The sequence below is a fragment of the Pseudazoarcus sp. NS36 genome, from assembly GCF_059703705.1.
The window spans coordinates 1-26,537 of sequence record NZ_BAAKJA010000002.1 but is presented as its reverse complement, the minus strand read 5'-3'; the positions used below and the strand labels follow the sequence as shown (position 1 = coordinate 26,537).

23 protein-coding genes are annotated in these 26,537 nt (G+C 63.6%); 15 read left to right on the top strand and 8 right to left on the bottom strand.

All coding sequences use genetic code 11. From position 1 onward, the window contains the following. Nucleotides 1–19 precede the first annotated feature (19 nt). Nucleotides 20–745, top strand: coding sequence for a sulfite exporter TauE/SafE family protein (locus tag AC6H0R_RS03170; RefSeq protein WP_497579892.1), 726 nt, complete (start codon nt 20–22; stop codon nt 743–745). A 100-nt stretch (nt 746–845) separates the two neighbouring features. Beyond that, complete coding sequence (clpB, locus tag AC6H0R_RS03165) at nt 846–3,425, top strand: ATP-dependent chaperone ClpB (RefSeq protein WP_497580274.1); 2,580 nt, start codon at nt 846–848, stop codon at nt 3,423–3,425. A gap of 49 nt (nt 3,426–3,474) precedes the next feature. Here clpB and AC6H0R_RS03160 read toward each other — a convergent pair whose 3' ends face one another. Beyond that, a complete protein-coding gene (locus AC6H0R_RS03160) occupies nt 3,475–6,759 on the bottom strand; it encodes an EAL domain-containing protein (RefSeq protein WP_497579891.1) in 3,285 nt (1,094 codons plus the stop codon). Nucleotides 6,760–6,924: 165 nt separating this feature from the next. Here AC6H0R_RS03160 and AC6H0R_RS03155 point away from each other — a divergent pair, with 165 nt between their 5' ends. After that, complete coding sequence (locus AC6H0R_RS03155) at nt 6,925–8,823, top strand: SurA N-terminal domain-containing protein (RefSeq protein ID WP_497579890.1); 1,899 nt, start codon at nt 6,925–6,927, stop codon at nt 8,821–8,823. A 71-nt stretch (nt 8,824–8,894) separates the two neighbouring features. On the opposite strand, the gene AC6H0R_RS03150 is transcribed toward AC6H0R_RS03155, so the two are convergent. Beyond that, complete coding sequence (locus AC6H0R_RS03150) at nt 8,895–9,686, bottom strand: enoyl-ACP reductase FabI (RefSeq protein WP_497579889.1); 792 nt, start codon at nt 9,684–9,686, stop codon at nt 8,895–8,897. A gap of 101 nt (nt 9,687–9,787) precedes the next feature. Between AC6H0R_RS03150 and AC6H0R_RS03145 the strand changes: the two genes are divergently transcribed. Beyond that, complete coding sequence (locus AC6H0R_RS03145; protein WP_497579888.1) at nt 9,788–11,347, top strand: protein adenylyltransferase SelO; 1,560 nt, start codon at nt 9,788–9,790, stop codon at nt 11,345–11,347. Between the two features lie 7 nt (nt 11,348–11,354). On the opposite strand, the gene AC6H0R_RS03140 is transcribed toward AC6H0R_RS03145, so the two are convergent. Beyond that, entirely contained in the window at nt 11,355–11,933 is a 579-nt protein-coding gene (locus tag AC6H0R_RS03140; RefSeq protein ID WP_497579887.1) for an NnrU family protein, read from the bottom strand. A gap of 34 nt (nt 11,934–11,967) precedes the next feature. Beyond that, complete coding sequence (gene smpB / locus AC6H0R_RS03135; protein ID WP_497579886.1) at nt 11,968–12,414, bottom strand: SsrA-binding protein SmpB; 447 nt, start codon at nt 12,412–12,414, stop codon at nt 11,968–11,970. An 87-nt stretch (nt 12,415–12,501) separates the two neighbouring features. Between smpB and AC6H0R_RS03130 the strand changes: the two genes are divergently transcribed. Continuing rightward, nucleotides 12,502–12,939 (top strand): type II toxin-antitoxin system RatA family toxin, encoded by a 438-nt coding sequence (locus tag AC6H0R_RS03130; protein WP_497579885.1) that lies wholly within the window; start codon nt 12,502–12,504, stop codon nt 12,937–12,939. Nucleotides 12,940–12,941: 2 nt separating this feature from the next. Further along, nucleotides 12,942–13,265 carry an RnfH family protein gene (locus tag AC6H0R_RS03125; RefSeq protein WP_497579884.1) on the top strand — a complete coding sequence of 108 codons (324 nt, stop codon included), beginning with the start codon at nt 12,942–12,944 and terminating at the stop codon, nt 13,263–13,265. A gap of 3 nt (nt 13,266–13,268) precedes the next feature. On the opposite strand, the gene AC6H0R_RS03120 is transcribed toward AC6H0R_RS03125, so the two are convergent. Further along, nucleotides 13,269–13,724 (bottom strand): DUF4124 domain-containing protein, encoded by a 456-nt coding sequence (locus AC6H0R_RS03120; RefSeq protein ID WP_497579883.1) that lies wholly within the window; start codon nt 13,722–13,724, stop codon nt 13,269–13,271. Nucleotides 13,725–13,823: 99 nt separating this feature from the next. Between AC6H0R_RS03120 and guaB the strand changes: the two genes are divergently transcribed. Then, nucleotides 13,824–15,284 (top strand): IMP dehydrogenase, encoded by a 1,461-nt coding sequence (guaB, locus tag AC6H0R_RS03115; RefSeq protein ID WP_497579882.1) that lies wholly within the window; start codon nt 13,824–13,826, stop codon nt 15,282–15,284. A gap of 58 nt (nt 15,285–15,342) precedes the next feature. Further along, nucleotides 15,343–16,959, top strand: coding sequence for a glutamine-hydrolyzing GMP synthase (gene guaA / locus AC6H0R_RS03110; protein ID WP_497579881.1), 1,617 nt, complete (start codon nt 15,343–15,345; stop codon nt 16,957–16,959). A gap of 70 nt (nt 16,960–17,029) precedes the next feature. Here guaA and AC6H0R_RS03105 read toward each other — a convergent pair whose 3' ends face one another. Then, nucleotides 17,030–17,185, bottom strand: coding sequence for a DUF3096 domain-containing protein (locus tag AC6H0R_RS03105; RefSeq protein WP_497579880.1), 156 nt, complete (start codon nt 17,183–17,185; stop codon nt 17,030–17,032). Nucleotides 17,186–17,335: 150 nt separating this feature from the next. Between AC6H0R_RS03105 and AC6H0R_RS03100 the strand changes: the two genes are divergently transcribed. From AC6H0R_RS03100 to AC6H0R_RS03070, 7 genes are all read left to right on the top strand, one after another. Next, complete coding sequence (locus AC6H0R_RS03100) at nt 17,336–18,631, top strand: MFS transporter (protein ID WP_497579879.1); 1,296 nt, start codon at nt 17,336–17,338, stop codon at nt 18,629–18,631. A gap of 49 nt (nt 18,632–18,680) precedes the next feature. Then, entirely contained in the window at nt 18,681–19,190 is a 510-nt protein-coding gene (locus AC6H0R_RS03095; RefSeq protein WP_497579878.1) for a DUF1499 domain-containing protein, read from the top strand. Between the two features lie 109 nt (nt 19,191–19,299). Next, entirely contained in the window at nt 19,300–20,388 is a 1,089-nt protein-coding gene (locus AC6H0R_RS03090; protein WP_497579877.1) for a hypothetical protein, read from the top strand. 86 nt (nt 20,389–20,474) lie between these two features. Then, nucleotides 20,475–21,395, top strand: a complete 921-nt coding sequence (locus tag AC6H0R_RS03085) for an SPFH domain-containing protein (protein ID WP_497579876.1) — start codon at nt 20,475–20,477, stop codon at nt 21,393–21,395. A gap of 3 nt (nt 21,396–21,398) precedes the next feature. After that, entirely contained in the window at nt 21,399–21,878 is a 480-nt protein-coding gene (locus tag AC6H0R_RS03080; protein WP_497579875.1) for an NfeD family protein, read from the top strand. 98 nt (nt 21,879–21,976) lie between these two features. Continuing rightward, complete coding sequence (dcd, locus tag AC6H0R_RS03075) at nt 21,977–22,543, top strand: dCTP deaminase (RefSeq protein ID WP_497579874.1); 567 nt, start codon at nt 21,977–21,979, stop codon at nt 22,541–22,543. A 133-nt stretch (nt 22,544–22,676) separates the two neighbouring features. Further along, nucleotides 22,677–24,923 carry an Orn/Lys/Arg family decarboxylase gene (locus AC6H0R_RS03070; protein WP_497579873.1) on the top strand — a complete coding sequence of 749 codons (2,247 nt, stop codon included), beginning with the start codon at nt 22,677–22,679 and terminating at the stop codon, nt 24,921–24,923. Between the two features lie 65 nt (nt 24,924–24,988). On the opposite strand, the gene AC6H0R_RS03065 is transcribed toward AC6H0R_RS03070, so the two are convergent. Next, nucleotides 24,989–25,483, bottom strand: a complete 495-nt coding sequence (locus tag AC6H0R_RS03065; protein WP_497579872.1) for a dihydrofolate reductase — start codon at nt 25,481–25,483, stop codon at nt 24,989–24,991. Continuing rightward, nucleotides 25,480–26,274: a thymidylate synthase gene (locus AC6H0R_RS03060; protein ID WP_497579871.1), complete on the bottom strand. Its 795-nt coding sequence runs from the start codon at nt 26,272–26,274 to the stop codon at nt 25,480–25,482. Before AC6H0R_RS03060 ends, AC6H0R_RS03065 begins: the two co-directional genes overlap by 4 nt. Nucleotides 26,275–26,537: the final 263 nt, after the last annotated feature.

Below are 26,537 nucleotides of genomic sequence, written 5' to 3'. Positions count from 1 at the left end.
CAGCGAGGTCCGCAGCGCGATGATCGAACTCGATCTGACCCAGTGGGCGCTCGCGATTCTCGTGGTCTTCATCGGCAGCACCATCCAGGGCATTGTCGGCTATGGCGTGGGGCTGTTCAGTGCGCCGCTACTGTTCCTGATCAATCCGGTGCTGGTGCCGGGTCCGCTGGTCATCGTCGGCGGCATCGTGCCGTTGCTGATGCTGCGCGCCAACCGCCACGCCATCGTCCCGCGCGATCTGGCCTTCGCCCTGCCAGCAGGGCTGCTGGGGGTGATCGCGGCGTGGTTGCTGGTTGGCATGCTGACGGCGGCGACCTGGCAGTGGATGTTCGGCGTGCTGATCATCCTTGCGGTGGTGGTGAGTTGCCTGCGCCTGGAGATTCAGCCGACCCCTCCGGCGATCTTGATCGGCACCTTCTGTTCCGGCTGCATGGGCACCATCACCGGTGTCGGTGGCCCGCCGCTTGGGGTGGCCTTCCAGCGGGCCGATCCGGCGCGCGTGCGTGGCACGCTGTCGGCCATCTTCATTCCGCTGAGCGTCATGTCCTCGATCGCGCTGGTCTTCCTCGACCGCATGGGCTGGCGCGAGCTGTGGCTGGCGGTGGCGATGATTCCCGCGGTGTTCGCCGGTTTCTGGTGTGCAAGGCATCTCGGCTCACGCGTGCCGCGCGGCGGCTTTCGGGTCTTCGTGCTTGGCACGGCGCTGGTGGCGGGGGTGTATTCGGTGGTGCGCGGTGTCCTCTGAGTTGGCGCCTGCGCTGAAATAACCCTTTCTGCAACGCTTGAATTAAGCCAGCGCGCCTCCATGTTGGATTCATCCTGAATTCACCATGAGGAACCTGATCATGCGGTTCGAAAAACTCACCACTCGCTTCCAGCAGGCCCTCGCGGAAGCGCAAAGCATCGCGGTCGGTAACGACCAGCAGTTCATCGAGCCGCAGCACCTGCTGGCGGCCATGCTTGATGAGGAAGGTGGCGGCACGGCTTCGCTGTTGCAGCGGGCCGGCGTCAATGTGCCGCCGCTCAAGAGCGCGCTGAAGAACGCCATCGAGCGTTTGCCGAAGGTCGAAGGGCATGGCGGCGAAGTGCAGGTCGGGCGCGATCTGGGCCGCCTGTTCAACCTCACCGACAAGGAAGCCCAGAAGCGCGGCGACCAGTTCATTGCTGGCGAGATGTTCCTGCTCGCGCTGACCGAAGACAAGGGCGAGACGTCGCGCCTGCTCAAGGAGCATGGCGTTACGCGCAAGGCGCTGGAAGCCGCCGTCGAGGCGGTGCGCGGTGGCCAGTCGGTCGACAGCGCGGAGGCCGAAGGCCAGCGAGAGGCGCTTTCCAAGTACTGCCTGGATCTGACCGAGCGCGCGCGTTTGGGCAAGCTCGACCCGGTGATCGGGCGTGATGACGAAATCCGCCGCGCCATCCAGATCCTGCAGCGCCGCACCAAGAACAACCCGGTGCTGATCGGTGAGCCCGGTGTGGGCAAGACCGCCATCGTCGAGGGGTTGGCGCAGCGCATCGTCGATGGCGAAGTGCCGGAGACGCTGAAGGGCAAGAAGGTGATGTCGCTCGACATGGCGGCGCTGCTGGCGGGCGCCAAGTACCGCGGCGAATTTGAGGAGCGCCTGAAGGCGGTGCTCAAGGACATCGCCAAGGATGAGGGCCGCATCATCCTGTTCATCGACGAGATCCACACCATGGTCGGCGCGGGCAAGGCCGAGGGCGCGATGGACGCCGGCAACATGCTCAAGCCGGCGCTGGCGCGTGGCGAACTGCACTGCATCGGCGCGACTACGCTGGACGAATACCGCAAATACATCGAGAAGGACGCCGCGCTGGAGCGCCGCTTCCAGAAGGTGCAGGTGGACGAGCCGACGGTGGAGGCGACCATCGCCATCCTGCGCGGCCTGCAGGAGAAGTACGAGATCCACCACGGCGTGGACATCACCGACCCGGCGATTGTCGCCGCGGCGGAGTTGAGCCATCGCTACATCACCGACCGCTTCCTGCCCGACAAGGCCATCGACCTGATCGACGAGGCCGGTGCGCGCATCAAGATGGAGATCGACTCCAAACCGGAGGTGATGGACCGTCTCGACCGTCGCCGCATCCAGCTCAAGATCGAGCGCGAGGCGGTCAAGAAGGAAAAGGACGAGGCTTCCCGGAAGCGTTTTGCGCTCATCGAGGAAGAGATTGCCAAACTGGACCGCGAGTACAACGACCTTGAGGAAGTGTGGAAGTCCGAGAAGGCCAAGGTGGCCGGTTCGGCCCACGTCAAGGAAGAGATCGACCGGGTGAAGGCAGAGATGGCCGACCTGCAGCGCAAGGGCGAACTGGGCAAGGTCGCCGAACTGCAATACGGCAAGCTGCCGCAGCTCGAAGCGCAGCTGAAGGCGGCGGAAGCGGCCGGCAGCGAGGCTTCGCCGAACAAGCTGCTGCGCACGCAGGTGGGGGCCGAGGAAATCGCCGAGGTCGTCTCGCGTGCCACCGGCATTCCGGTGAGCAAGATGATGCAGGGCGAGCGCGAGAAGCTGCTGCACATGGAAGAGCGCCTGCATTCGCGCGTGGTGGGGCAGGACGAGGCCGTGCGCATGGTGTCCGACGCCATCCGCCGCTCACGTGCCGGCCTGTCGGACGAGAACCGGCCGTATGGCTCTTTCCTGTTCCTCGGGCCGACCGGCGTGGGCAAGACCGAGCTGTGCAAGACGCTGGCGGAGTTCCTGTTCGATTCGGAGGAGCACATCATCCGCATCGACATGAGTGAGTTCATGGAGAAGCACTCGGTTGCGCGTCTGATCGGCGCGCCGCCGGGATACGTCGGCTATGAGGAAGGTGGTTATCTCACCGAGCAGGTGCGCCGGAAACCCTACAGCGTGATCCTGTTCGACGAGGTCGAGAAGGCGCATCCGGACGTCTTCAACGTGCTGCTGCAGGTGCTCGACGACGGCCGCATGACCGACGGGCAGGGGCGCACGGTGGACTTCAAGAACACCGTGATCGTGATGACCAGCAACCTCGGCAGCCAGATGATCCAGGCGATGTCGGGTGATGATTACCAGGTCATCAAGCTCGCCGTGATGGCCGAAGTGAAGACCTTCTTCCGGCCGGAGTTCATCAACCGCATCGACGAGGTGGTGGTGTTCCACGCGCTCGACGAGAAGAACATCGCCCACATCGCGCGCATCCAGCTGCAGTATCTGGAGAAGCGGCTGGCGCGGCTGGAGATGACGATGGACATCAGCGATGCGGCGCTGGCCGAGATTGCCGAGGTTGGCTTCGACCCGGTGTTCGGCGCGCGGCCGCTCAAGCGGGCGATTCAGGAGAAGATCGAGAATCCGCTGGCGAAGGCCATACTCGAAGGGCAGTTTGCCGCCAAGGATCGCATCCGCGTCGATGCAGCGGATCGCAAGCTGGTGTTCGCAAAAGCCTGATCTGCGGAGTGCAGGATCAAAGGCCCGGAGCTTTGGCTCCGGGCCTTTTTCATGCGCGAGGCGTGGCGCGTGCGGCGTCTTCGTCGAGGAAGCGCTCGAGTTCGTCGAGCGGTAGCGGCTTGCTGTAGAAGTAGCCCTGCATCAGTCGGCAGCCTCGGGCAAAGAGGTAGGCCTTCTGCGCGACGGTTTCGATGCCCTCGGCCACCACTTCGAGCTTGAGGGCGCGGGCCATCGACAGCGTGGCGTTGGCAATGGCCGCGTTGTCCAGATCGCCGGGCAGGTATTGCACGAAGGAGCGGTCGAGCTTCAGGCGGGTGATCGGCAGGCGGTGCAGGCGGCCGAGGCTGGAGTAGCCGGTGCCGAAGTCGTCGAGCGCCAGTGTCAGGCCGAGGCTGCGCAACTGGTTGAGGCGATCCACCAGCTCGTCACCCGACCCCATGATGGCGGTTTCGGTGATTTCGAGCTCGATGCAGTGCGGATCGGCGCCGGTTTCATCGAGGATGCGCGATACGCGACCGACGAAATCCGGGTGGTTGAACTGGATCGCGGAGATGTTGACGGCGATCAGCAGGGCGTCCCTGGGCGTGTCCTGCCAGCTGCGCTGCAGGGTGCAAGCCTCGCGCAGCACCCAGTCGCCGAGCGGCAGGATGATGCCGGTTTCTTCCGCGATCGGGATGAAGCGGTCCGGCGGAATCGAGCCGCCCAGCTCTGGCGTATTCCAGCGCAGCAGAGCTTCCACGCCGACGAAGCGCTCGGCCACGGCGTCGTACTGGGGTTGATAGTGCAGCGTTAGTTCGTCGCGCTCGATGGCCCGGCGCAGGCCGTTCTCGATGGTCAGGCGTTCAAGTGCGCGGGTGTTCATCGATTCGATGAAATGGCGGATGGTGCTGCGCCCGGCGTTCTTCGCGCCATACATGGCGGTGTCGGCGTGCTTGAGCAGGGTCTCGACATCCTGCCCGTCGTCCGGGAAGTGCGCGATGCCGATGCTGATCGAGGGCTGCAGGATATGGCCACCGATTTCCACCGGTGCGGACATGCTGTCGAGCATCTTCTGCGCGACCAGCGTGGCGTCCTCGCGTTTGTTCAGGCGCGGCAACAAGACCACGAATTCGTCGCCCCCGAGGCGGGCCAGCAGATCCTCTTCGCGTGCGCACTGCAACAGGCGATTGGCCACGGTCTTGAGCAAGCTGTCGCCGGCGTTGTGGCCGAGTGAATCGTTCACGGTCTTGAAGTGGTCGAGGTCGAGGAACAGCACGGCCAGCTCGTCGTTGTGGCGCCGCGCCACCTGCAGGGCGGCGGTGGCGCGCAGCGCCCACAGCATGCGGTTGGGCAGGCCGGTGAGCGAGTCGTAGTGCGCCAGCTGCTGGATGTCGGCCGCAGCCTTGCGCGCGCCGGAGACATCCTGCGCGGTGCCGACGACGCGCTCATGCTCTGCGCCGAGGTTCTCGATGTCGATGACGAATTGCAGCGTTGAGGAATGCGCACCGTTCGGGTGGCAGTCGAGCGTGATGCTGTGCCCGCCGTTGCGCATTGCGCTCACGGCGCGGTCCAGACGGGGGCGGTCGGTGGCCTCGACGGCCGACAGCAGATCGTCGTACTGCAGCTTCTCGCGGGCGGGCAGCGGCAACAGGTTGCGCAGCCCTTCCGAGCAGCGCAGGGCGCCGCTGTGCGTGTCGATCTCCCAGCTGCCCATACGGGCGATTTCCTGCGCGCGGTTGAGCGCCGCGCGCTGGGCGCGCAGATCGTCACTGGCGTCCGCCAGTTCGCGCGTGCGCTGTTCGACCAGGCGTTCTACCCGCCGCGCGTGACCGGAGGTCATCAGCAGAAAGGCGGCGAGGATGCCGGCTGACAGGATGCCGGTGACGATGGACAGCCAGGGCGTGAGCGTACGCAGGCCTTCGGCGTAGCCCGCTTCGGCGAGCAGGCGAATCTGCCAGGGACGTTCGGCAAAAGACAGATCAAAGCTGCGGGCCAGCGGAGCATCGAGCCAGTCGGCATCCTCGCAGCCGTTGGGGCCGGACAGCCGCGTATTGTCGAGGGTGCCTGCACGGTCGACCAGACACAGCGCAATGAGGCGCTGCGGCAGGTCGACGAGGGTGGCGGCCAACGCGTCGTCCATGCGGAATGCGACGCTGACGATGCCGATGAACTCCGTCGCGCTGCCAGCCGGGCGCCGGACGGCCTGATACACCACGATGCCGCGCTGGTTGCTACGTTCCTGGGTGAGCGTGAAGGCATCGCTGGAGGTCGGGCGCCCATGCTCGCGGCTGCTGGCGATGGCGGCGGCCGTGTTGCTCATCGACAGCGGGTCGAAGCCCAGTACGCCGACGTTGCGGTCTTGTGGTTCGACGAAGTAGATCGGCAGGTAATCGCTGCGGGGACGGGCGGTGGCGGTGCGTCCGGGGCTGCTGTCGTCGCGTTCCAGAATGCGGAAGCCGGGCAGGCCTTCGCCTTGGCCAAGGCGCTCGAAGTCGTTGCGCTCCGTGTGGCGGATCAACGGGTTCCAGCTGAAGTTCTGGGTGCCGGGGTGGCGTTCCAGCAGTGGGGCAGTGAAACCGCGGAAATCCGTCCGGCCGACATGCTCGCTCAGCGCGATGAAGCGTTCCAGCGCATTCAGGGCGTCGGTCTGGGCCTGCAGGCGTTTCTGGATCAGCGTGGCGATGTTCTCGGCGTCGCGGTCAAACTGGCTCTTGATGCGCAGGTTCTCGGCCCGTTCGAGGCGGTCGAAGACGATTGCCGTGAGCAGTGCCACGACGATCAGCGGCACCGTGACGGCCAGTCGGCGCGGGCGCCACAGTTCGGCTGGGCGCGCGAGGAAGACGAACATCAGTGGCAAGGCGATCAGCGCACCCAGGGTGTCACCTAACCACCACGAGCCCCAGCTGGAGAGGGCTTCGTCGGGGGTGATGACCTGGGCGTGGAGCAGCGCAGGCGTCGACAGTGTGGCGTTGATCAGGCTGCTGACGGGCACCACGATGAACAGCAGGCGGGCAATGCTGTGCGGGGAGTCGAGTGGATTCGGAAAGGAGATCAGGCGCCGTGCCAGCCACGCACCCGCGACTGCCTGCAGCGTGGCCCCGGCTCCGCTGACGAGGACGCCCGGCCCCGGCGTGATGCCGGAATAGACGGCAGCAATGGCATTGGTGAGCAGTGCGCCAACCAGCACGGCCGGCCACAGGCGATAGCCAAACAGCAGGATCGCACCGAGTGCGACGCCGGCTGACGGATAGACCGGTGCTACATAACCAGTCGGGACGAGAATCTGTAAGGAGAGCCAGCCGACGATCCCGTACAGGGCGGCTATGCCAAGCTGAAGTCGGAAAGTCGCGAGCATGCCCGATTATAGGCGTTGCGCTGCAGCAGTATCGAGTTCTAGCGCCTGCGCAGCGGTGGCTCCACGCAGCGGGGAATGCGATAATGCCAAGCTTTGGCGTTCTGCCCGTGTCCCCGACGCGAGGCCCGAACGAATTTCCCGCGCCGTTCAGTACGGAAAACATCGATGTTCGACTTCGTCCGCAACAACAAACGCCTCGCCCAGATCGTTCTTGCGATCCTGGTGGTCCCGCTCGCGCTGTTCGGCATGGACGCCTATTTCAGCGACGGCCCAGGAGGTCAGGAGGTTGCCCGTGTGGGTAGCTCTGCGATCAATACGGCTGAATTCGATCGTCAGTTGCAGGAGCGCCAGGAGCGCATCCGTCGCGACAGCGAGGGGCAGGTTGATGCGGCGCTGTTCAGGACGCGTGAGTTCCGGCAGGCGGTGCTGGAAAGCATGATCAATGATCGCGCCTTGCAGTTGTTCATGGCCGAGAGCCGCATCAACGTGCCGGCTGCGCAGCTGCAGGAACTGATCGCCGGCGAGGCGGCATTCCAGGAGAACGGCCAGTTTTCGCGCTCACTGTATGAGCGTTTCGTGGCCTCGCAGAACATGAACGTTGCCATGTTCGAGTACAGCCTGGCCCAGGATCTGCGTCAGGAGCAGGTCGTTCAGGGCGTTGGCCGCTCGGCCTTTGCCGGTCGTGCTGCGGTCAAGGGGCTGGTGGATATCCAGCTTGAAGAGCGTGTCGTCAGTGAGCTGTCGTTTCCGCGTGAGCGCTACGAGGCGGACGTGAAGATCCCGGATGAGGCGGTCGAGGATTTCTATCGTGAAAATGCCGACGCCTTCATGCGGGCGCCGCGCCTGAAAGCCGAGTATCTCGTGCTGGACGCTGCCGCAGTGGGTAGCAGGATCAATATCGATGCCGGTCGCGTGCGTGCGTTCTATGAGGGCAATCCCTCGCGTTTTGGCGTGCCGGAAGAGCGTCGTGCGCGTCACATCCTGATCCGCGCATCGTCGTCGGACAGCGAGGCGGAAGTGGCCAAGGCGCAGGCCAAGGCCGAGGAGCTGCTGGCCGAGGTGCGTGCCAATCCGTCGCGTTTCGGTGAGATCGCGCAGCGGGAGTCTCAAGACCCCGGCTCCAAGAGCCGTGGTGGTGATCTTGGCTTCTTCGGCCCGGGCGCGATGGTGCCCGAGTTCGAGGAGGCGGTATTCAAGGGCGAAGTCGGCCAGATCAGTGATGTGGTGCGCAGCGATTTCGGCTTTCACATCATCGAGGTCACGGAGATTAAGCCGGCGTCGCTCCAGCCCTTCGATCAGGTGCGTGACGAGATCGCCGAAGAGTTGCTGGCGCAGGAAGTGTCGCGCCGCATGCCGGAGTTGGCCGAGCAGTTTGCCAATGCGGTGTATGAGCAGCCCGACAGCCTGGCACCGGCCGCCGAGGCGCTGGGTCTGGAGGTGCGTCGTAGTGACTGGATTTCGCGTGAAGGTGCCGAGCTTGCGGGGTATGACGATGCGCGCCTGATCGATGCACTGTTTGATCCCCAGATTCGCGCCAACGGCGAGAACGTGCCGGCCGTCGAGGTGGAGCGTGGCGTCATGGTGTCCGCCCGCGTGGTGGAGTATGAAGACGCCGCCCAGCTGTCGCTGGATGAAGTGAGCGAGGCCATCCGTGCCCGTCTGCGTGCGGACGAGGGTGCGCGCATTGCCCAGGAGCGTGGTGAGCAGGCGCTGGAAAAACTGCGTGCAGGCGAGCAGGTTAGCGGCCGCTGGAGTGACGCCTATGCCGAGCAGCGCGGCGCACCGACGCTGCCCGGGCAGGCGTTGCGTGCCGTGTTCTCGGTGGATGCGGCCACCCTGCCGGCGTATGTCGGCGCGCAGATGCCGGACGGCGGCTACGTGGTGTTCCGCGTGGAAAGCGCGGGCAAGCTGGAAATGGCAGACGACGCACCGGAAGTGCGTGCTTTGGCGCGGCAGTACGACAACCTGGTAGCCGAGCAGGAGTTTGCGGCCTTTGTGCGTGCGCTGCGTCAGCGCTACGGCGTCGAGATCGATCAGGCACTGGTGGCACCGGAGCAGAATTGATCACGGCCCAGCCGCAGCAACAAAAAAGCCCGGCATGCCGGGCTTTTTCATGGGCTTTCGCGGAGCTTGCTTCAGTTCTGTTCCGAATTGCCCAGCGCGGTGGTGTTGAAGCCGCCGTCGACGTACATGATCTCACCGGTGACACCGCTGGCCAGATCCGAACAGAGGAAGGCTGCGGCGTTGCCGACTTCTTCGATGGTGACGTTGCGGCGCAGCGGGGCGTTGCGCTCGTTGAAGGACAGCAGCTTGCCGAAGCTGCCGATGCCCGAGGCGGCGAGCGTCTTGATCGGGCCGGCCGACAGGCCGTTGACGCGGGTGCCTTCGGGGCCCAGGGTGACGGCCATGTAACGCACCGCCGACTCCAGGCTGGCCTTGGCCAGGCCCATGATGTTGTAGTTGGGCATGGTGCGCACCGCGCCGAGGTAGGACAGCGTCAGCAGCGCACCGTTACGGCCCTTCATCAGCGGGCGTGCCGCCTTGGCCAGCAGCGGGAAGCTGCCCGCGCTGATTTCCTGCGAGATGCGGAAGGCCTCACGGCTGAAGCCGTCGAGGAAGTCACCTTCCAGCGCGTCGGTGGGCGCATAGGCGATGGAGTGCACCAGAGCGTCCAGACCGCCCCAGGCTTGCTGCAGGCCGTCGAAGAGCGCCGTGATCTGGGCGTCGTCCTGCACATCGAGCGGGAACAGCAGCGTGCTGTCGAAGTCCGAAGCAAGCTTGGCGACGCGCTCCTGGAAGCGTTCGCTCTGGAAGGTGAAAGCGAGTTCTGCGCCCTCGCGGTGCATCGCCTTGGCGATACCGTAGGCGATCGAGCGATTGCTCAGCAGACCCGTGATCAGAATGCGTTTTCCGGCGAGAAAGCCCATTGTCGGCATGATTCCATATTTACGATCGGGCGATTATAGCCGAAGGCCTCAGGCTACTCCGCAGCTGTGGTGTTTTGCGAACTGAATGACAGGACAAAGGAATGCAGGCATTGAAATTCGATAACCGGTTTGTGAACGAACTGCCCGGCGATCCGGACGAGACGCAGCAGGTGCGTCAGGTCTTTGGCTCGTGCTGGTCGAAGGTCATGCCCACGCCGGTTGCTGCACCGCGTCTGCTGGCCTGGTCGCGTGAAGTGGCCGATGTGCTCGGGATCGCGCCCGCAGAGCTTGAGGCGTCATGGTTTGCCGACGTCTTTGGCGGCAATGCGCTGCTTGAAGGCATGCAGCCCTATGCGGCCTGCTACGGCGGACACCAGTTCGGCAACTGGGCCGGGCAACTCGGGGACGGGCGGGCCATTACGCTGGGTGAAACCGTCAATGCCCAGGGGCAGCGCTGGGAGTTGCAGCTCAAGGGTGCCGGGCCGACGCCCTACTCGCGCACGGCCGACGGTCGTGCCGTGCTGCGTTCGTCCATCCGCGAATTCCTGTGCAGTGAGGCCATGCATCATCTGGGCGTGCCGACCACGCGCGCGCTGAGCCTCGTCGGCACCGGCGAGCGCGTGATGCGCGACATGTTCTATGACGGCAATCCGCGCGCCGAGCCCGGTGCGGTGGTGTGCCGTGTTGCGCCATCGTTCATCCGCTTCGGCAACTTCGAGATCTTCGCCGCGCGGGGTGAGACCGGTGTGCTCGAGAAGCTCGTGGACTTCACCATTGCGCGCGATTTTCCGTGGATCGAAGGGGCGCCGGCCGAACGTCGGCGGGTGTGGTTTGTCGAGGTGTGCGAACGCACGGCACGGATGATTGCCCACTGGATGCGGGTCGGTTTCGTGCACGGCGTGATGAACACCGACAACATGTCCATCCTGGGGCTGACCATCGACTACGGTCCGTATGGCTGGATCGACAACTACGATCCGAACTGGACGCCCAACACCACCGATGCCGGCGGACGGCGCTACCGCTTCGGCGCCCAGCCGCAGATCGGCCACTGGAACCTTGTGCGCCTGGCCAATGCCCTGCATCCGCTGATGCAGGAGGTTGAGCCGCTGCAGCATGGGCTTGCCCGCTACGCCGAGGTGTTCACTGCCGAGAATCGGCGCATGTGGGCGGACAAGCTCGGGCTGTCCGGCATGACCGAAGCAGACAGCGCGGCCGTTGAGCGCCTGCAGGGCTTGCTTGTGCGCGCCGAGGTGGACATGACGATCTTCTTCCGGGAGTTGGCACAGCTGGAGGTTTCCGCGCCGTCGATTGACGTTGTGGCGGAGGCTTTCTACTCCGATGAAGCGCGGGCGCGCCATGGCGAGGCTCTCACCGCCTGGCTGGAGGCTTACGCCGCGCGCGTGCAGCAGGACGGCCTGCCGGCGGAAGAGCGCCGTGCGCGCATGAACGCGGCTAATCCGCGTTTCGTGCTGCGCAACTATCTTGCTCAAGAGGCCATCGATGCAGCCGAGGCGGGGGATGTGTCGCGCGTGGAAGAGTTGCTTGACGTCATGCGGCGGCCGTATGACGAGCAGTCGGGGCGTGAGCATTTCGCCGCCAAGCGTCCGGAGTGGGCTCGCCAGAAGGCGGGTTGCTCGATGCTCAGTTGCAGCTCCTGAGGGGCGTTCAGCCGAACGGTCGAACCCCGAACAGCAAGCCATGCAGGTGAGTGGCAAATGCGAACCAGGTGATGAGGCCGATGGCCACCGCGATCGCGTCGCGTGACCAGCGGCCTTCCGGTCTGACCGTGCCGGCTGCGCGGTCGCGCTTGCGCGAGGCCGAAAAGCTGACGGCGGCCCACACCAGGAAACTACCGAACAGCACCACGTCGGCTAGTGTGCCATTGGCCAGCAGATGAGCCAGCGCCCACAGCTTGGTGCCAGCCAGCATGGGATGGCCGGTGCGCGCGCGCATCACGCTGCCACGCACATAGGTTGCGGCCAGCAGGATGAAGGCCGCAGCCATCAGCAGCGCAGTCAGGTGGCGCGTCCACAGCGGTGGCGTCCACAGATGCACGGGATTCAGATGTGCGTCGCTGAAGCCAAGAACGACCAGAATCAGGCCGGTAAGCGATGCGCCGGCGTATACGAGTTTCCAGTTCGGCTCGCCGATGCGCGCGACGGCACGGTCACGCATTTCAGGCGCCAACAGGCGGACCGAGTGGAAGCTGAAGAACAGCCACAAACCGGCAATGAGCAGGAGCATCGGGGCTTGCCTCCGGAATTCGTGCGCTAAACGATCAGGCCTTGATGCGCATCAGGCGGCCTTTCTCGCGCTCCCAGTCACGCTTCTTCTCGTCCTCACGCTTGTCGAACTGCTTCTTGCCTTTGGCCAGTCCGATGGAGCATTTGATCAGCCCCTTCGAGTAGTGCAGGTCGAGTGGTACCAGTGCGTAGCCCGCACGTTCGACCTTGCCGATCAGTGTCGAGATCTGGCGGGCGTGCAGCAGCAGTTTGCGTGTGCGGGTGGGGTCGGCGTGTACGTGGGTCGAGGCGCTGGCCAGTGGCGTGATGTGCATGCCGATCAGGAAGATCTCGCCGTTGCGCACGACGACATAGGCTTCCTTGATGTTGGCACGGCCTGCGCGGATGCCCTTGACTTCCCAGCCTTCGAGGACGACGCCGGCCTCGAATTGCTCCTCGATGAAGTAGTCGTGGAAAGCCTTGCGATTGTCGATGATGCTCATGGGCTGGATGCGGCGCGGGGCGCGGGGTTGAAGTGCTTACGGTAGAATTGCGGATCTTAACAGTTCGCCGCCCCGACCGCCCCGCACATGGCTGAAGTCAGCAAGACCGTTCTCGTAGAGTTTACCCCCGCCCAGATGTTCGAGCTGGTCGACCGCTGCGAGGACTATCCGCAGTTCCTGCCCTGGTGTGGTGGCTCGGAAGTGATCGAGCGCAACGACGTTCTTACCGTTGCGACGATTCACGTGAATTACCACGGCATCAAGACGAAGTTCACGACCGAGAACACCAAGCACCATCCCGAGGAGATGCACCTGCGTTTGCGTGAGGGGCCCTTCCGGCATCTCGAAGGCGGCTGGTATTTCCGTGCGCTGGGCGAGACTGCGTGCAAGGTTGAATTCCGCCTGCACTACGAGTTCGAGCATCGCTTGCTCGAAAAGGCGCTCGGGCCAGTGTTCAATCACATCGCCAACACCTTCGTGGAGTCCTTCGTGAAGCGTGCCGGGCAGATCCACCGCAAGGGGTGAGCATGAGCGAAGTCATCAACGTTGAAGTTACCTATGCGCATCCGCACCGCTACGAACTGGTCAAGCTGGTCTTGCCTGACGGGGCGACGGTCGAGGATGCGGTGAAGGCTTCGGGCTTGCTCGGGAAATATCCCGACATTGACCTAGATGGCGCCAACAAGGTGGGGGTGTACGCCAAGCTCAGCAAGCTTGATGCTCCCTTGCGCGATCGCGACCGGGTGGAAATCTACCGCCCGCTTATTGCTGACCCGAAGGCCGTGCGCAAGAAGCGGGCGGAAGAGGGCAAGGCAATGAAAAAGGGCGGCGGCGACGCAGAGGGTGCCTGACGCTTATTTGCTGCAGTTCTCGCGCAGCGTGCCGCGCGTGCGCTCGATGGTCTGCATGCGGGCGGCGTCATCGAGAAATTCGCGTTCGCCCTTTTCGTTGAAACGTGCGACCCGCTGGCCGCTCTCCAGTGCTGCAAGGTAGTTGCGTGTTTCCTGGCATGCGCGTTCGCGGGCTTCTTCCTGCTCACGCGTGCGCTTGGCAATCGCTTCCTGTTCTGACTTGCTGGGCGCGTCTTCACTCTTGGGGGGCTCGGCGCCGGGCGTGGTGCTGGCTGGCTCGCGAACGGTCGCCCGGGTGCCCGATGCCGGGTGCGAACGGACGAGCGTGGCTTCTACGCCCGGGGGTGGTTGGTCGCCATATACGAGGCGGCCACCGTCATCGCGCCACTGGAAGACCTGAGCATGCGCCGCGGTGGCGAGCAGGGTGCCGAACAAAATGGTGAAGCAGAGTTTGCGCATCGGAAATCTCCGTAGTCATCCCGCATCAGGGCTGTCGTCCAGCTTACACGCGGGCTGGGCGGTCTGTATAATAGGGTTTTGGCCGAAAGGAAAAAAGCCATGCGCGTCATCCAGAAGGCGCTGACGTTTGATGACGTCCTTCTAGTTCCTGCCCATTCCGACGTTCTGCCGCGTGATGTAAGCCTCGCGACCAGACTGACTCGAAACATTCAGTTAAACATTCCACTGGTTTCGGCGGCAATGGACACCGTGACCGAGTCCCGCCTGGCGATTGCACTTGCCCAGGAAGGCGGTATTGGCATCATCCACAAGAATCTGTCGATCAAGGGGCAGGCGGCCGAAGTTGCGCGCGTCAAGCGCCACGAGAGCGGCGTGCTCAAGGATCCGATCTGCATTCCGCCGACCATGAGCGTGCGTGATGTGGTGGCGCTGACGCGTCAGCACAAGTTCTCCGGCCTGCCAGTGATCGAAGGCAAGCGGGTGGTCGGTATTGTGACCAATCGTGACCTGCGCTTCGAGACCAATCTGGATCAACCGGTGTCGCAGATCATGACGCCGGCCGACCGCATGGTCACCGTCAAGGAAGGAGCGAGCCTCGAGGAGGCCCGCCATCTGATGCACAAGCACCGCCTTGAGCGCGTGCTGGTCATCAACGACGAGTGGGAGCTGCGTGGCCTCATCACGGTCAAGGACATGATGAAGTCCACCGAGCATCCGTATGCCGCCAAGGATGAATTGGGTCGCCTGCGTGTCGGGGCGGCCATTGGCGTCGGTGCCGGAACCGAAGAGCGCGCAGAAGCGCTGGTCGAGGCTGGCGCGGACGTGATTGTGGTCGATACCGCGCATGGTCATGCCCAGGGCGTGCTCGATCGCGTGCGCTGGGTCAAGAAGACTTTCCCGCACGTCGAAGTCATCGGCGGCAACATCGCCACGGCGTCCGCCGCGCTGGCACTGGTGGATTCCGGTGCAGACGGGGTCAAGGTCGGTATCGGTCCCGGTTCGATCTGTACCACGCGCATCATCGCTGGTGTCGGCGTACCGCAGGTCACGGCCATCGACAACGTTTCTTCTGCGCTCGCTGGTACCGGTGTGCCGATGATTGCGGATGGCGGCATCCGTTTTTCCGGCGACATCGCCAAGGCGATCGCAGCCGGAGCCAATGCGGTGATGCTGGGTGGTTTGTTCGGCGGCACCGAAGAGGCGCCGGGCGAGACCGTGCTGTATCAGGGGCGTTCGTACAAGTCCTATCGCGGCATGGGTTCGCTGGGCGCAATGCAGCAGGGTGCGGCAGACCGTTACTTCCAGGATCCGGCCAGCAACGCCGATAAGCTCGTGCCGGAAGGTATCGAGGGGCGTGTGCCTTACAAGGGTTCGGTCTCGGCGGTGATCCATCAGCTCGCCGGCGGTCTGCGTGCGTCGATGGGCTACGTTGGCTGCAAGGACATCGAGGAAATGCGTTCCCGCGCCGAGTTCGTCGAGATCACCACGGCTGGCGTGCGCGAGTCGCATGTGCACGACGTGCAGATCACCAAGGAAGCGCCGAACTACCACATCGACTGATGCGCATCGCGTGTCGTCCGGGCGGCTTCGGCCGCCCTTATTCTTTTCGAGTACCCGCATGGCCCACCAGAAAATCCTGATCCTTGATTTCGGCTCCCAGGTCACCCAGCTCATCGCGCGCCGCGTGCGCGAAGCGCACGTCTATTGCGAAGTGCATCCCTGCGACGTGACGGATGAATGGGTTCGCGAGTTTGCGGCCGACGGCCAGCTCAAGGGCGTCATCCTGTCGGGCAGCCACGCCAGCGTGTACGAGGTCGATGACCGCGCGCCGGATGCGGTGTTCGAGTTGGGAATTCCCGTGCTCGGTATCTGCTACGGCATGCAGACCATGGCGCAGCAGCTAGGCGGCCAGGTCGAGGGCAGCAACTCGCGCGAGTTCGGTTATGCCGAGGTGCGCGCGCACGGCCACACCGCGCTGCTGCAGGGTATTGAGGACTTCAGTACCAGCGAAGGCCACGGCATGCTCAAGGTGTGGATGAGTCACGGTGACAAGGTCACCACCCTGCCGCCGGGCTTCAAGCTGATGGCCAGCACGCCCAGCTGCCCGATTGCCGGCATGGCGGATGAAGCGCGCCGCTACTACGGCGTCCAGTTTCACCCGGAAGTCACCCACACCGTGCAGGGCCGTGCGCTGATCAACCGCTTCGTGCTGGATATCTGCGCCACGAAAGCCGACTGGATCATGGGCAACTATGTCGACGAAGCCGTTGCCCGCATTCGCGAACAGGTCGGCGATGAGGAGGTGATTCTCGGTCTGTCCGGCGGGGTCGATTCGTCGGTAGCTGCCGCGCTGATCCATCGTGCCATTGGCGACCAGCTGACCTGCGTGTTCGTCGATCACGGCCTGCTGCGCAAGGACGAAGGCAAGATGGTCATCGACATGTTCGCGGGCAAGCTGCACGCCAACATCGTCGCCGTGGATGCCTGCGACCAGTTTCTCGGCCACCTCACGGGCGTCAGCGACCCGGAGCAGAAGCGCAAGATCATCGGGCGTGAGTTTGTCGAAGTGTTCAAGGCCGAAGCCGCCAAGCTCAAGGCCGGCGGCAAGGGTCACAAGGGCGCCACCTTCCTCGCGCAGGGCACCATCTACCCCGACGTGATCGAGTCCGGCGGCGCCAAGAGCAAGAAGGCCGTCACCATCAAGAGCCACCACAACGTCGGCGGTCTACCCGAACAGCTTGGTCTGAAGCTGCTTGAACCGCTGCGTGACCTGTTCAAGGACGAAGTGCGCGAGCTCGGTGTGGCCCTCGGTCTGCCCCCCGAGATGGTCTATCGCCACCCGTTTCCCGGCCCCGGTCTGGGCGTGCGCATTCTCGGCGAAGTGAAGAAGGAATACGCCGACCTGCTGCGCGAGGCCGACGCCATCTTCATCGAAGAGCTGCGCAACTTCATCGACAAGGCCAGCGGAAAAAGCTGGTACGACCTCACCAGCCAGGCCTTCACGGTGTTCCTGCCGGTCAAGAGCGTCGGCGTGATGGGCGATGGCCGCACCTACGACTACGTGGTGGCGCTGCGCGCCGTTCAGACCAGCGACTTCATGACCGCTGACTGGGCCGAGCTACCCTATGCGCTGCTGAAGAAAGTGAGCGGTCGCATCATCAACGAAGTGCGCGGCATCAACCGTGTGACCTACGACGTGAGCAGCAAGCCGCCTGCAACCATCGAGTGGGAGTGAGGCTCGGCGATATGCCGGAAACAAAAAGCCCTCCGTTGTCGGAGGGCTTTTTTGTTTGTGAGAGAGGCGGCTAGCGGATGTGCATGCTGCCGATCCCGAAGATTCCCATGACGCCGATGGCGATCAGGTACAGCGCAACGATGTAGTTGAGCAGGCGAGGAACAATGAGGATGAGAATGCCGGCGACGAGGGCAATCAACGGGGCAAGTCCGATGGTGAGGTTCATGAAATCTCCGGGATGTGGTCGTGTGTCATACGGCGTGATTGTGTGCAGCCCCGGCGAGACGGTCAATCGGGGCGGTAAGATCGGACGGTATCAAATCATGAACAGCGCGCGCTCAGAGATATGACCAGACTCCCGAAACATCCAGAATGGATGGAATCCCTGTACGAGCGGCTTGCCGAAGATGACGAAGGCCGTGTGTGCAAGGCCATCAGCGATGAGGCCTGTCGTGAATCGCCGGGTAACTTCGTGCGCACCCTGGTCGCCAATGCCTTGTCGAACGTGGCGGATCGCATCGCCAGTGCAAAGACCACCTTGCCTTGGATTCTCGGAGCGCTGGGTGCGCCGGCCTGGTGTCTGAGCTTACTGGTTCCGATTCGTGAGTCCGGTTCGATGCTGCCGCAGATGTTCATTGGCGCTGCGGTGCGCTCGCAGGCGGTACGAAAATGGGTGTGGGTCGCCGGCGGGGCTGCGCAGGCGGCCTGCCTGGCGGGGATGGCGGTGGTTGCATGGACTCTGCAGGGCCTGCCGGCCGGATTGGCGATCCTGTTGCTGCTGACGCTGTTCAGTCTGGCGCGCGGAGCCTGTTCCGTTGCCTACAAGGACGTGCTCGGCAAGACCATCCCCAAGACCCGGCGCGGTCGGCTGTCGGGCTGGATCAGTGCCTTTGCGGGGTTTGCCACCATGGCGACCGGAGGGCTTCTGGCGTTGCTGCCGGGTTCGGGGGGCTTGGGGCTGTACGCCGGGCTGTTGTTGGTGGCGGCCGGTTTGTGGCTGGCCGCGGCCGGTGCCTATGCGCGTATCGTCGAGTATCCGGGCGCAACGGAAGGCGGTGCTAACGGTTTCGCCGAGGCGCTGGCCAGGCTTGCGCTGTTGCGGGACGACAAGCCGTTCCGCCTGTTCGTGCTTGCTCGCGCGCTAGCCATGGGGTCCGGTCTGGCCGCGCCGTTCTATATTGCGTTGGCGCGCGACGAGTTGGGCAGTGCGGCGTTCTTGCTGGGCTTCTTCATCGCGGTCGAGGGGCTCGCCGCATTGGTCAGCTCGCCGGTATGGGGGCGCTGGGCCGACCGCTCGAGTCGCTGGGTGTTTGCAGTGGCGTGCGCGCTCTCGGGCGCGCTGTCGATTGCCGTGGCGCTTTGGTCGTGGGCTGACCTGTCTGCAACGGCGGCGCAGTGGTTCTACCCGCTGGCCTTTTTCGGGTTGGGGGTGGCGCATGCCGGGGTGAGGCTGGGGCGCAAGACCTATCTGGTGGACATGGCCGAAGGTAACCGCCGTACCGAGTATGTGGCGGTGAGCAATACCGTCATCGGCTTGCTGCTGCTTCTGACCGGCTTGTTGGGCGCGCTTGCCGCGGCGATTTCGGTCGAGATGGCGATTGTCATGCTTGGCGTGGCGGGGCTGGCCGGCGCGGTTGTGAGTCTCGGCTGGAAAGACGTTTCGGCGCAGTGATCCTGTGCGCTGGTGTGGAGTGAGGGCGATGGCTTCGGAGGGTGCTGCGATGAATGTCTGGCTTCTGGTGGCGCTCGTTCTGATGCTGCCCGTGCTGGGGCTCGCCGGGTACTGGTTGCATGCGGGGCTGACCCACCCGGTCATCAACGATGTCGTGACCGATCCGGCCCAGCCGCTGGATTTTCGTGGCATGCCGGCTGCCGCGCCGTATCCGGGGGAGGCGTTTGCGAACCTGCAGCGCGAGGCGTACCCGGACGTGCGCGCGCTGCTGCTGGAGATGACGCCCGATCAGGCCTACCGGCAGGCGCTTGATGTGGTGCGCGAACGAGGCTGGACGGTGCTGGTGAGCGACGCTGCAGACTTGCGCATCGAGGCGACGACGCGCAGTCTGATCTTCCGCTTTACGGACGAGATCGCGCTGCAGGTCACCGCCGAAGACGGTGGTGCCCGCGTCGACATGCGTTCGCGTTCGCGTGTCGGACGCAGCGATCTGGGTGTAAACGCAAAGCGCATCGGGGATTTTCTGCGGGATATGCGGGCTCGCCCGTCGGGCTCGTGAGCACAGGGCCTCGACACGGATTGCAATCATCCTTATGTCATTAAGTGGCGAACTTCAGACGGCTGCACGGTAGTATCGCGACCTTCTTCGTCACAACCGGGAGCTGCGGATGAGAAGGCTGGTCATTGCGGTTGTGCTGGCCTTTGCAGCCGCGTTCTGGATGTCCCGTGTCTGGCTGCCCGAGCCACTCGAAGAGCGGCTGGTCGGGGTGCAACTGGCCGCCGTCATGCCGCAAGACGCAGAGGCCTTGCGCGGGGAACCTTTCGAAATCCGGCAGGTGTTGCTCGACTTTGCGCAAACCGATGAGGTGCTGGCGACCAAGGCGCGTCTGGCCTTGCTGCGCTATGGCGACATGACCCGTGAGGTGCTGCTTGTGCACGGGGGTGAGTCCGAGTTCCGCGCGGTGCTGCGTGACTATGGCGAGCAGGTGGTGCCGCCGATTCACTTCTTCATGCACAACGCGCTGCCTTCGCTGGCGCTCTACAAGCGTGCGGGCGAAGCCACTCATGCCTTGCGTCAGCGTCTGGCCGGGGAAGAGGTAGAGCCGTCCCGGCCGCTTACCGAACCAGAGCGCGGACGCTTTGCGATCCAGTTCATTGCCAGTGATGGGCATGGTTTTCTGGGGCAATTCGTGATCGCGCAGGACGGGTCGGTCGCGCGCGTTCAGACCGAGCGGGTCACCGAGGGCGTGGTGGACTTCTTCACGTCGGGAATCCGTGGGCTCGAAACCCGCATTCGGCAGGGCGCAGAGCTGCGGCCTGCGGATGCGGGCTGGGCCGCTGTGGATGTGGCCATCGGTGTGAGTGCATTGAAGTTGCTGCGACTGGGGCGCGGTGCAGCCGCCACCCGCACGGCAGCCGCGGCCGAGCCGGCTACGGCCGCACTGGGCTCAAGCCTGCTGCGTGGCAGCCGGTTCGGCCTGCGGGTGGCCCGTGTCGGCGGGCCGGTGGCGCTGGCGTACATCGTGGTGAAGCATCCGTCGCTGCTCAATTCGGCGTTCGGTCACCTGGCTGAGGTACTTGGGTACCCGGTGTGGTTGGTACAGATGCTTGGCTGGGGCCTGGTCTTGCTGCCGCTGTTCATGCTGCTGCAGTGGATGCTGCGCCCGCTGGCGTATGCACTGCGCGCCTGCGGGGCCTTGTTCAGCTGGTGTGATCGGCGCCTTGCGGGCGGCCGTCGTGCACGCATGACATACTGAGGCGATGCAGAGAATGAAGCTGTGCGAGATTATGCTTATGGCGTATTCGGCTTCAGTTCGTTTCAACCCTTACCGGAGTGAGCTCCATGGATGAATTGCTGATTGTCGCGGGCATTGTTGCCGTCATTGCCATTGCACTGATCTTTGCGGGCATCAAGACCGTACCGCAGGGGGAGCGCTGGACGGTGGAGCGCTTCGGGCGCTACACGAACACCCTCGATTCAGGCCTGCGTTTCATCGTGCCTTTCGTAGATCAGATCGGCCGCCGACTGACGGTGATGGAGCAGGTTCTGGACGTGCCGGCGCAGACCGTGATTACCAAGGACAACGCTGCAGTCGTGGCTGACGGGGTGGTGTTCTACCGCATTGATGACGCCGCGCGTGCGGCCTATCAGGTACGCCATCTGGAAGAGGCCGTCGTTAACCTGACGACGACCAACCTGCGCTCGGTGATCGGTTCGATGGATCTCGACGAGACCCTGTCCAACCGCCAGAGGATCAACGAATCGCTGATGGCGATCGTCGACGAGGCCACCAATCCATGGGGTGTGAAGATCATCCGCATCGAGATTCGCGACCTGAAGATGCCGCCGCAGCTGCAGGACGCAATGAACCTGCAGATGACCGCCGAGCGCAAGCGTCGCGCCCAGGTGACCGAGGCCACCGGTGCTCGGGAAGCCGAGATTCTGCGTGCCGAAGGCGAAAAGCAGGCGGCCGTGCTGCGGGCAGAAGGTGAACGCCAGGCGGCCTTCCTGAACGCCGAGGCGCGCGAGCGTGAGGCCGAGGCCGAAGGCAAGGCCACACGCATGGTGTCGGAGGCCATTGCGGCGGGCGACATCCAGGCCATCCAGTACTTCCTTGGTCTCAAGTATGTAGAGGCGCTGCAGGAAATCGGCAAGGCCGACAACAGCAAGCTCGTGCTGATGCCCCTTGAGGCGGGCGGCATTACCGGAGCGATAGCCGGCATTGCCGAACTGGTGCGGACCACGCAGCCCAAGGCGGGTTGAGTCATGAGCGGACTGCATGAGATTTTCGTGTCTCCGTGGTACTGGCTGATCGGTGGTCTGATCATCGCCGGCCTGGAGTTGCTGGCAACCGGGGTGTTTCTGTTGTGGATCGGACTCGGTGCGATGGCCGTCGGCGTGTTGCTGCTGCTGATGCCCGGCTTGTCGTTCTCCGCGCAGTTGCTGATATTCGCCGTTGCCATGCTGGGTTCGATCGGCCTGGGCTTTTTCATCCAGCGGCGCAGCGGACCTACCACGGCGGCGCAGGAAATGAATCACGAACTGGCTGGAATGGTCGGCCGGCGCTGTGAGGCTGCTACTGATTTCTCGGGCGGACGAGGGCGTATCCGCGTGGGTGACACCACTTACGGTGCGAGCGGAGAGGGTGCTATCCGGGCTGGCGAGCTGGTTGAAATCGTTTCGGCTGACGCAGCGGCCATCACCGTGGTGCGCGTTCCAGGCAGTGAAGTGCAGCCGCCTGCATGAGTGTGCGGGGCGCGCCTTTCCCTGAAGGATGGCATGCCCTACACTACGCGCATTTTCGCCGGCGGCCTTGCCGGCTGGCCCCACAGGAACAGCATTTCATGTCCATCAAGTCCGACAAGTGGATCCGCCGCATGGTGGAGCAGCAAGGCATGATCGAACCGTTCGCGCCCGAACTGGTGCGTGAGAATGAAACGGGCAAGATCGTCTCTTACGGTACGTCGAGCTACGGCTACGACGTGCGCTGTGCGAATGAATTCAAGATTTTCACGAACATCAATTCGACCATCGTCGATCCGAAGCATTTTGATTCGCGCAACTTTGTCGATTTCACCGGCGACGTGTGCATCATCCCGCCGAACTCCTTCGCGCTGGCGCGCACGGTTGAGTACTTCCGCATTCCGCGCAGCGTGCTGACGGTGTGTCTGGGCAAGAGTACCTACGCGCGCTGCGGCATCATCGTGAACGTGACGCCGCTGGAGCCGGAGTGGGAAGGCCATGTGACGCTGGAGTTCTCGAACACTACGCCGTTGCCGGCGCGCATCTACGCCAATGAGGGTGTGGCGCAGATGCTGTTCTTTGAATCCGACGAGATCTGCGAGACCTCGTACGGCGACCGTGGTGGCAAGTACCAGGGGCAACGCGGCGTCACGCTGCCGAAGATCTGACGCTGGCGGCCTTTGTGCCGCAACGCAGTACCGGGGCCGGTTACGGCCCCTTGTGCTTTATGGGTAACGATGCGGCAATGCGCCGCGCGCAATATGGCTGGCGGCAGAGCCGACCACGCCGGGAGAAGCTGGGATGCGTTTTCACTTTCCGATCATCATCATCGATGAGGACTTCCGTTCCGAGAACACCTCGGGTCTGGGTATCCGCGCGCTGGCCAAAGCCATCGAGGAGGAGGGGATCGAGGTGCTTGGCGTCACCAGCTACGGCGATCTGACGTCCTTCGCGCAGCAGCAGAGCCGCGGTTCGGCCTTCATCCTGTCGATTGACGACGAGGAGTTCTCGTCGCCTGAAGCGACCGATGTCGCGATCCAGGGGCTGCGCGCCTTCGTGCAGGAAATCCGCCACCGCAACGCCGACATCCCGATCTTCATCTACGGTGAGACGCGTACCACGCGCCATGTTCCGAATGACGTGCTGCGCGAGATGCACGGCTTCATCCACATGTTCGAGGACACGCCGGAGTTCGTGGCGCGCTACATCGTGCGCGAGGCCAAGAACTATCTCGAGACGCTCGCGCCGCCGTTCTTCCGCGCGCTGGTGCACTACGCCGCCGACAGTTCGTATTCGTGGCACTGCCCGGGGCACTCGGGCGGCGTGGCCTTTCTGAAGAGCCCGGTGGGGCAGATGTTCCACCAGTTCTTTGGCGAGAACATGCTGCGTGCGGACGTGTGCAACGCGGTGGAAGAGCTCGGCCAGTTGCTCGACCATACGGGCCCGGTCGCCGCCAGTGAGCGCAACGCCGCACGCATCTTCAATTGCGATCACCTGTATTTCGTCACCAACGGCACCTCGACCTCGAACAAGATGGTGTGGCACACCACGGTGGCGCCCGGCGACATCGTGGTGGTCGACCGCAACTGCCACAAGTCCATCCTGCATTCGATCATCATGACCGGTGCAGTGCCGGTGTTCCTGACGCCGACGCGCAACCACTACGGCATCATCGGGCCGATTCCGCTGGAAGAGTTCTCGATGGAGAACATCCAGAAGAAGATTGACGCCAACCCGTTTGCGCGCGAGGCGCGCGACCGCAAGCCGCGCATCCTGACCATCACGCAGTCGACCTACGACGGCGTGGTCTACAACGTCGAGACCATCAAGGAAATGCTCGACGGCCAGATCGACACGCTGCATTTTGATGAAGCTTGGCTGCCGCACGCCGCCTTCCACGACTTCTACGGCGACTACCACGCCATTGGCGCGGATCGCCCGCGCTGCAAGTCGTCGATGATCTTTTCGACGCAATCGACGCACAAGTTGCTGGCCGGCCTCAGCCAAGCCTCGCAGATCCTCGTGCAGGACTCGGAGACGCGCAAGCTCGACCGCGACATCTTCAACGAGGCCTATCTGATGCACACCTCGACCTCGCCGCAATACGCGATCATCGCCTCGTGCGACGTTGCCGCGGCGATGATGGAGCCGCCGGGTGGCCCCTCGCTGGTTGAGGAGTCGCTCAACGAGGCGGTCGAGTTTCGTCGCGCCATGCGCAAGGTAGATGCCGAGTTCGGCGACGCGGACTGGTGGTTCAAGGTGTGGGGGCCGGAGTTCCTCGCCGAGGAAGGTATGGGCACGCGCGAGGACTGGACGCTGAAGGCCAACGAGCGTTGGCACGGCTTCGGCAATCTGGCCGAAGGCTTCAACATGCTCGACCCGATCAAGGCCACGGTCATCACGCCGGGGCTGGATGTGGACGGCGACTTCGCCGAGTCCGGTATTCCGGCCGGCATCCTCACGCGCTATCTGGCCGAGCACGGCATCATCGTCGAGAAGACCGGCCTGTATTCCTTCTTCATCATGTTCACCATCGGCATCACCAAGGGCCGCTGGAACACCATGGTGACCGAGCTGCAGCAGTTCAAGGATGACTACGACCGCAACCAGCCGCTGTGGCGCGTGATGCCCGAGTTCATTGCCAAGTTTCCGCGCTACGAAAAGGTTGGCCTGAAGGACCTGTGTGCGCAGATTCACAGCTTCTACACCGCTCACGACATCGCCCGTCTGACTACCGAGATGTACCTCTCGGACATGGTGCCGGCCATGAAGCCGGCGGATGCCTTTGCCAAGATGGCGCACCGCGAGATCGAGCGTGTGCCCATTGATGAACTCGAGGGGCGCGTGACGGCGATGCTGGTCACGCCGTATCCGCCGGGCATTCCGCTGCTGATTCCGGGCGAGCGCTTCAACCCGACGATCATGCGCTACCTGCAGTTCGCGCGCGATTTCAACGCCAAGTTCCCGGGTTTCGAGACCGACATCCATGGCTTGGTGCGCGAGGAGCGCGACGGCGTAATCAGTTATCACGTCGACTGCGTGAAGTGAGCCCAGCTGCCTGAATAACAATCGGCCCGGAGATCCGGGCCGATTTTCATTGTGAGGCGGAGTTGTCAGCGGCGGCGATATTCGACGAAGGCGAAGTCGTGCTCGTTGTCCCCGTCGGCGTGGTGCGTTTCGCGCGATACCTCGATGAACGCCGAGCGATCGAAGTCGGGGAAGTAGGCGTCCCCCGGCACGTCAGCATTTACCTCGGTCAGCACCAGGCGATCCACTTCATTGAGTAGGTTGCGGTAAATTTCGGCGCCGCCGATGACGTGCACCGCAGCGGTGTCGACCGCAGCAATGGCCGTGTGCGGATCGGTGAATACCTCAGCCCCTTCGGCCACGTAATTCGGGTTGCGTGTCACTACCAGATTGCGCCGTCCCGGCAGCGGTCGACCCAGCGATTCCCAGGTCTTGCGGCCCATCAGGATCGGATGCCCGAGCGTGGTGCGCTTGAAGTGAGCAAGATCCGCCTTCAGGCGCCAGGGGAGGGCGTTGTCGCGACCAATCACTCCGTTTCGGGCGACGGCAACGACAAAAACGATTTCGGTCTTTGTGCTCATACGGCGACGGGAGCCTTGATGTGGGGGTGTGGATCGTAGCCTTCCAGCGTGAAGTCCTCGAAGCGGAAGGCGAACAGGTCTTTCACCTCAGGGTTGATCTTCAGCGTGGGCAGCGCTCGCGTCTCGCGTGAGAGCTGTTCCCGTGCCTGATCCAAGTGGTTGCTGTACAGATGACAATCGCCACCGGTCCACACGAAGTCGCCGGCTCGATAGCCGCAGACCTGCGCCACCATTGCCAGCAACAGCGCATAGGAGGCGATGTTGAAAGGCACGCCCAGAAAGATATCCGCGCTGCGCTGATACAGCTGGCAGGAAAGCCGGCCGTTGGCTACGTAGAACTGGAACAGCGCGTGGCAGGGCGGCAGCGCCATGCCGTCAATCTCGCCGGGGTTCCAGGCCGACACGATGTGGCGACGTGAGTCCGGATTGTTCTTGAGGCTGTCGACGAGGCGCGCGATCTGGTCGACGCTGCGGCCATCGGCCGTTTCCCAGCGCCGCCACTGTTTGCCGTATACCGGGCCGAGATCTCCGTCGGCATCGGCCCATTCATCCCAGATCGAAACGCCGTTTTCCTTCAGATAGCGGATGTTGGTGTCGCCCTGCAGAAACCACAGCAGCTCATGGATGATTGAGCGCGTGTGCAGTTTCTTGGTGGTCAGCAGCGGAAAGCCTTCTTCCAGATTGAAGCGCATCTGCCAGCCGAACACCGACAGGGTGCCGGTGCCGGTGCGATCGGATTTCTCGTCGCCGTGCTCGAGCACGTGGCGCATCAGTTCAAGGTACTGTTTCATCGCTTTCGCAGGTGATCTGTTGAGGTCAGCATTCTATCGCGTGGACGGGGCGAGCCGGGTTTCAGTGTCTAAGTCCCTGACGGATCAGGGAAGGATTGTCGGCGTTGGCAGGTTGCCTGCGAGAAAGTTGCGTTTGTCTGCTTGACGGGCTGTTTTTGGTCTATATACTGCGCCCCTCTTCGCCGCTGGAAGTGTTGTGTTTAGCGGGGTTGAGGAGATTTGAGGGGTGTTTCGGCGGTTTAAGATTTTTCGCTGAAGTGCTT

Coding starts and splice junctions, on each gene's coding strand:
- AC6H0R_RS03170 (WP_497579892.1), top strand. CDS start 20: ATGATCGAACTCGATCTGACCCAGTGGGCGCTCGCGATTCTCGTGGTC.
- clpB (WP_497580274.1), top strand. CDS start 846: ATGCGGTTCGAAAAACTCACCACTCGCTTCCAGCAGGCCCTCGCGGAA.
- AC6H0R_RS03160 (WP_497579891.1), bottom strand. CDS start 6,759: ATGCTCGCGACTTTCCGACTTCAGCTTGGCATAGCCGCCCTGTACGGG.
- AC6H0R_RS03155 (WP_497579890.1), top strand. CDS start 6,925: ATGTTCGACTTCGTCCGCAACAACAAACGCCTCGCCCAGATCGTTCTT.
- AC6H0R_RS03150 (WP_497579889.1), bottom strand. CDS start 9,686: ATGGGCTTTCTCGCCGGAAAACGCATTCTGATCACGGGTCTGCTGAGC.
- AC6H0R_RS03145 (WP_497579888.1), top strand. CDS start 9,788: ATGCAGGCATTGAAATTCGATAACCGGTTTGTGAACGAACTGCCCGGC.
- AC6H0R_RS03140 (WP_497579887.1), bottom strand. CDS start 11,933: ATGCTCCTGCTCATTGCCGGTTTGTGGCTGTTCTTCAGCTTCCACTCG.
- smpB (WP_497579886.1), bottom strand. CDS start 12,414: ATGAGCATCATCGACAATCGCAAGGCTTTCCACGACTACTTCATCGAG.
- AC6H0R_RS03130 (WP_497579885.1), top strand. CDS start 12,502: ATGGCTGAAGTCAGCAAGACCGTTCTCGTAGAGTTTACCCCCGCCCAG.
- AC6H0R_RS03125 (WP_497579884.1), top strand. CDS start 12,942: ATGAGCGAAGTCATCAACGTTGAAGTTACCTATGCGCATCCGCACCGC.
- AC6H0R_RS03120 (WP_497579883.1), bottom strand. CDS start 13,724: ATGCGCAAACTCTGCTTCACCATTTTGTTCGGCACCCTGCTCGCCACC.
- guaB (WP_497579882.1), top strand. CDS start 13,824: ATGCGCGTCATCCAGAAGGCGCTGACGTTTGATGACGTCCTTCTAGTT.
- guaA (WP_497579881.1), top strand. CDS start 15,343: ATGGCCCACCAGAAAATCCTGATCCTTGATTTCGGCTCCCAGGTCACC.
- AC6H0R_RS03105 (WP_497579880.1), bottom strand. CDS start 17,185: ATGAACCTCACCATCGGACTTGCCCCGTTGATTGCCCTCGTCGCCGGC.
- AC6H0R_RS03100 (WP_497579879.1), top strand. CDS start 17,336: ATGGAATCCCTGTACGAGCGGCTTGCCGAAGATGACGAAGGCCGTGTG.
- AC6H0R_RS03095 (WP_497579878.1), top strand. CDS start 18,681: ATGAATGTCTGGCTTCTGGTGGCGCTCGTTCTGATGCTGCCCGTGCTG.
- AC6H0R_RS03090 (WP_497579877.1), top strand. CDS start 19,300: ATGAGAAGGCTGGTCATTGCGGTTGTGCTGGCCTTTGCAGCCGCGTTC.
- AC6H0R_RS03085 (WP_497579876.1), top strand. CDS start 20,475: ATGGATGAATTGCTGATTGTCGCGGGCATTGTTGCCGTCATTGCCATT.
- AC6H0R_RS03080 (WP_497579875.1), top strand. CDS start 21,399: ATGAGCGGACTGCATGAGATTTTCGTGTCTCCGTGGTACTGGCTGATC.
- dcd (WP_497579874.1), top strand. CDS start 21,977: ATGTCCATCAAGTCCGACAAGTGGATCCGCCGCATGGTGGAGCAGCAA.
- AC6H0R_RS03070 (WP_497579873.1), top strand. CDS start 22,677: ATGCGTTTTCACTTTCCGATCATCATCATCGATGAGGACTTCCGTTCC.
- AC6H0R_RS03065 (WP_497579872.1), bottom strand. CDS start 25,483: ATGAGCACAAAGACCGAAATCGTTTTTGTCGTTGCCGTCGCCCGAAAC.
- AC6H0R_RS03060 (WP_497579871.1), bottom strand. CDS start 26,274: ATGAAACAGTACCTTGAACTGATGCGCCACGTGCTCGAGCACGGCGAC.